The sequence below is a fragment of the Streptomyces ipomoeae 91-03 genome (genome assembly GCF_000317595.1).
Classification (GTDB): domain Bacteria; phylum Actinomycetota; class Actinomycetes; order Streptomycetales; family Streptomycetaceae; genus Streptomyces; species Streptomyces ipomoeae.
This window is the reverse complement of record NZ_AEJC01000309.1, coordinates 1-593: the sequence shown is the minus strand read 5'-3', so window position 1 is coordinate 593 and position 593 is coordinate 1. Positions and strand designations below refer to the sequence as shown.

1 protein-coding gene is annotated in these 593 nt (G+C 76.1%); it reads right to left on the bottom strand.

The features are described from left to right. Positions 1-593: carboxylesterase family protein (locus STRIP9103_RS20625; protein ID WP_048820654.1), on the bottom strand; the 593-nt coding region annotated here is incomplete at both ends.

Here is a 593-nt window from a genome sequence, read left to right as displayed (position 1 = left end):
GCGTCCCACAGGGCCAGTTCCCGGTCGTACGGTCCGCGTACGACCGGTACGTCGTACGGGCCGCGGACGACCCCGTCGTCTGCCGGGGCGTCGAAGACGCGGACCGGGTGGGTCGCGTCCCAGGCGGGCCAGCCGGGGCCGGGGGCGCCGTCTGTCGCGAAACGCGCCCACGCGCTGTGCATGGCGGTGGCCAGGGCCCGTGGGGGGTTGTCGCCGGCGAGCTTGGCCGAGGCGGGGGTGTGGCCGGTGTCGAAGACGAAGCCGAGTTCCAGGGCGTGGCAGGAGCCGAGGGCGGGGAGGTCGGAGGGCCAGGCGAACTCGTAGACGTAGGTGGGGGCGTGGCCGAGGCGGGCGTCGGCGACGCGGTGCAGGGGGAGGCGGAGGAGGTGGTCGGTGACGAGTCGGCCGACGAGGTCGGCGGTGCCCTTCTCGGGGTGGAGTTCGCGGTAGCCACGCGGGATGTCGGGGCCGCAGTGGCAGCGGGCGCGGGCGCCGGCCAGGGCGACCGCGCCGAGCCGGTCGACGCGGTCCAGCAGGCCGCCGGGGACGAGCCAGAGGCGGTGTTCGTCGCGGGTCCAGCCCATGAGGAGGTC